At 51.4% G+C, this 3892-nt stretch carries 3 protein-coding genes and 1 pseudogene; 3 read left to right on the top strand and 1 reads right to left on the bottom strand.

The window, feature by feature from the left end; genetic code table 11:
* Window positions 1-756 precede the first annotated feature (756 nt).
* The 3 genes and pseudogenes from HNR55_RS16465 to HNR55_RS16455 form a co-directional block, all read left to right on the top strand.
* Entirely contained in the window at window positions 757-1173 is a 417-nt protein-coding gene (locus tag HNR55_RS16465; protein ID WP_166117180.1) for a DUF1493 family protein, read from the top strand.
* Window positions 1174-2252: 1079 nt separating this feature from the next.
* On the top strand, window positions 2253-2441 hold the full coding sequence (locus HNR55_RS16460) for a hypothetical protein (protein ID WP_166117178.1): 189 nt from the start codon (window positions 2253-2255) through the stop codon (window positions 2439-2441).
* 12 nt (window positions 2442-2453) lie between these two features.
* Window positions 2454-3547: pseudogene (locus tag HNR55_RS16455) on the top strand (recombinase family protein); the annotation flags it as partial.
* A 39-nt stretch (window positions 3548-3586) separates the two neighbouring features.
* Here HNR55_RS16455 and HNR55_RS16450 read toward each other — a convergent pair.
* Window positions 3587-3892, bottom strand: a 306-nt coding sequence (locus HNR55_RS16450; RefSeq protein WP_184382790.1) for an integrase core domain-containing protein, incomplete at its 5' end; no start/stop codon positions are given.

The following is a 3892-nucleotide window of genomic DNA, read 5'->3' as shown; positions in this document are numbered from 1 at the left end:
TTTGAAATCTTCCGTATGCTTCATGATCTCGTCGGTCTCCTGATACGAGCTTAAAACGCTCAGATGACCGGCACAAAACCGTTACAAGTCCACTTGAGAAACTAACGGATCTCTGATGGGGCAGGCCCAGCAGCCACGCATCCACCAATCTCCCCAAAAACCGATTTCGAAACACGGGAGAAATAAACTGATAAGACTTTTTATTAACAGAACACAATCATGCAGAATCAACGATTCTTTAGCAACAAACATTAATTCATCACAAAAGTACCATCAATGATAAAAAATAATGGGCAATCTCTATACATATGGTATACATAAAAACCTTATACTATCATAGATATTTGTTTATATCGCAATCGATGAAATAGGAAAAGTACTTGGAATTCATAATGTCGACGCAATAACTGCTATCTTTCTCGGTCAAAACAACATAACAGTTCGAGGTAAATTTAACAAAACTACAAAAGGAACTTCCATTGCATCTATTATGGCACGAAGCGCTTTGCCTTATAGCATAAATATATAATTCTTCCCGCATTTACTGGTGTTCCATTTATAAACTGGAAGTACATACTTACTAAACAAATTGACGTTTCTGTTGGACGATCTTTACCTTATGTAGGTGCTGCTATCATCTTTTACGACGTATCAAAAATTGTTTATAATACTATTCACCAGTATAACCGCCTAGTTAAACCTGAAGATAGGATTTTTTAGATGCATATTCTCTCAGAAAAATTCAAGAATTTCTTAATGTCCGAAGAAAAAATTTCTGAAAATGAAATTCAACTGTCAACAAGAATTGTAGAAGATCTTGGTCTGGATGGAATTGATGCTCATTACTTCATAGAGGCCTATGCAGAAACGTTCTCAATCGAGGTTGGGGATTTTGATTTTCATCGATATTTTAATGATGAAACACAAGTTTTATTAATTATCCCCGCTATCCTCTTTGTTTTTTTCCGATTTCTGATCTGGAAACTTTTGCTGGGCAAACCAGTCCGCAAACTGACAACAGTGCCCGTCACATTGGCCATGCTCCAACAAGCAATAGACGATGGTGTCTGGAATTGCGCACGCATTGAATCGCTTGCTGGCACACAGGTTTATCCACCCCCCCCAAAAAAAAACCAGGGTGGTTTTCGCGCATTCGTAACAGGACATGAGTAGACATACTTTAGAAGTATCGAATTCAATCAGACATGCGAATAAAGTAAACTCCACGAATTTATTGGTCCCGTGGGGTTTTCTGAACGTTGTATGGTGGAAGGAGAACACTACCAACGACACTTGCGACTGGTGGATCACAAGACACTTTGGCTTCATCGCAGAATCGGGTTCTATTGACAAAAGATCGTGTCAGTTTGTTTTTTCTTACGTTTCAAAGGCGATCTTTGCGGAAATCGGTGGATGCGTAGCTGCTGGGCCTGTCCCACCAGAGATCCGTTTGTTGCGCAACGATATGGTGGCAGTGCTGCCCATGACGTGACATGCATAAATACTATGGAGATGATGAAACAGTTTGATATGATACAGAACAAGCCTCTGACAGACGTCATGAAGGCATGAGTTGCCGCTATTCGGAACAATCAAAAGTCGCCAGACTAGAAAATAGACTACCTGTTTCAGGAGGAATCACCAATGTGAGCGGTCACATGATGCTGTCCTCGGCACTGGTGGCAGAACTGGTCTACCCGATGAGATTCGAACCTTGAGTGGGCAGAATGCCACACGCGAGTCAGCTATCGGCTCTTTACCGATAGCTGATTGGATAAGTCATGTCCGCTATACGGACAGCGACAAAGTATCTTGAACATCCGACTTGCGGGCGATAGCCGACATGACATGGAGCCAGCCAGCCCGTCATTCCCTGATGAGTTACTGTGTGCCAAGTGTAAGCTTCAACCGTCTCTGCCTCCTACCCTGACTACACATAGCGATGGCGAGTGCTCATCTCTGTCCGACCAAGCCAGCCATCGCGGCTGCGGACACAGAATCGGTAGTAAGTCCTTACCGCCGAAAGAACGGCTTTCCCATATCGTTCATGACTCCCCCTTCCCTTTCGTAACGCCGCCATACACCAGTATTTGTACGACGCGCGTCTATCCGGGACTACCCATGACTACGATTCCGCACGCTGGAGCACGAGCAGATACGATCTTCCATATTACTGATTTCCATTGAAATAACAGTCATCTGTCCGGATCGTGAGCCTGTTTTCCTTGCCATACGGTCGGAAGAGAGCGACGATGACGGACAGACCCAGCCAGTCCATTGTCCCGGCGTATCGGCCGCCCGAGCCCGAGTTACGGCTCGTCCTGCGGCCCAATGCCCCCGACCCGCGCCTGATCGCGCTGGTCCGCCTCATGGCCCGTCGTGCCGCACGGGACTGGTTCCGGTCTCAGCAACAGGAGCAACGTCGCCGCTCCGGACCGTAAGGATACCTCATCATGAAGGTCGCGCTCTACGCCCGCTATTCGTCCGACAACCAGCGCGACGCCTCGATCGCCGACCAACTCCGGGTCTGCCGCACCCACGCGGAGAAACAGGGCTGGACCATCGTCGAGGAGTATACCGACCACGCGATATCCGGCGCATCGCTGATGAGACCCGGCATCCAGGCGCTGATCGCGGATGCACAGCGTGGACGGTTCCAGATCGTGCTGGCCGAGGCGATGGATCGCCTCTCCCGCGACCAGGAAGATATCGCTGGCGTCTTCAAGCGCATGAACTATGCCGGTGTGCGGATTGTCACCCTCTCTGAGGGCGAGGTGTCCCACCTTCACGTCGGCCTCAAGGGCACGATGAACGCCCTGTTCCTGAAGGACCTCGCCGAGAAGACCCATCGCGACCTGCGCGGCCGTGTCGAACAGGGCAAGTCCGGCGGCGGCAACGCCTACGGTTATGACGTGGTACGCAAACTCGACGCCAATGGGGAGCCCATCCGGGGCGACCGGATCATCAATCCCGCAGAAGCGGACGTGGTCCGTCGCATCTTCCGCGACTTCGCGGCTGGACTGGGCCGCGCGCCATTGCCTTCCACCTCAATGACGAAGGCATCTCCGCACCGGGCAGCGGTGCCTGGGGTTTCTCGACCATCAACGGTAACCGACTACGCGGCACAGGTATCCTCAACAATGAGATGTACGTGGGCAAGCTGGTGTGGAACCGCCAGCATTTCATCAAGGATCCCGACACCGGCAAGCGGCAGGCCCGTCCCAACCCAGACTCCGAATGGGTAATCCAGGAGGTGCCGGAACTGCGGATCGTCGATGAGGACCTGTGGGACGCGGTCAAGGCGCGACAGGCCAGCGTCAGCGCCAGCCGGAACACCCGCGACACGTCATCGCCCGACCATTTCCGCGAGAAACGTCGTCCTCGCTACCTGTTCTCCGGTCTCAGCAAATGTGGCTGCTGCGGTGGTGGCTATTCGATGATCTCCGGCACCCTGCTGGGCTGCTCGACAGCACGCAACAAGGGCACCTGCGACAACCGGACCAACATGCGCCGCGAGGAACTGGAACGACGCGTCATCGATGCCCTGAACTGCCCCGGGTTTACCGGAGAGCGATTTGTTCAGTAATCAGGCAGCGATATCAAGTCTGCTCTGATCTTCATAGAAGGCGCGTTCGGCTTCGGCGGGCGGCCTGTAGCCGATTGGCGCCAGCAGGCGTCGGTTATTATACCAGTCCACCCATCTGAGGGTTTCCCATTCGACCTGCGCCATGGATTTCCATGGCCCCAGATGATGGATGACCTCGGCCTTGTATAAACCATTGATAGTCTCTGCCAGTGCATTGTCGTAGCTGTCACCAACCGTGCCGACCGAGGCGTCTATGTCAGCCAGCGCCAGGCGTTCGGTATATCGGATCGACAGATATTGTGATCC

The sequence above is a fragment of the Acetobacter lovaniensis genome (assembly GCF_014207635.1).
In the GTDB taxonomy this organism is placed as follows: Bacteria; Pseudomonadota; Alphaproteobacteria; order Acetobacterales; family Acetobacteraceae; genus Acetobacter; species Acetobacter lovaniensis.
The sequence above is the reverse complement of the archived record's forward strand: the minus strand, read 5'-3'. Positions and strand labels throughout refer to the sequence as shown.

Bases quoted from the DNA above. Each gene is read 5' to 3' on its own strand.
- HNR55_RS16465 (WP_166117180.1), top strand. From the start codon at position 757: ATGTCCGAAGAAAAAATTTCTGAAAATGAAATTCAACTGTCAACAAGA.
- HNR55_RS16460 (WP_166117178.1), top strand. From the start codon at position 2,253: ATGACGGACAGACCCAGCCAGTCCATTGTCCCGGCGTATCGGCCGCCC.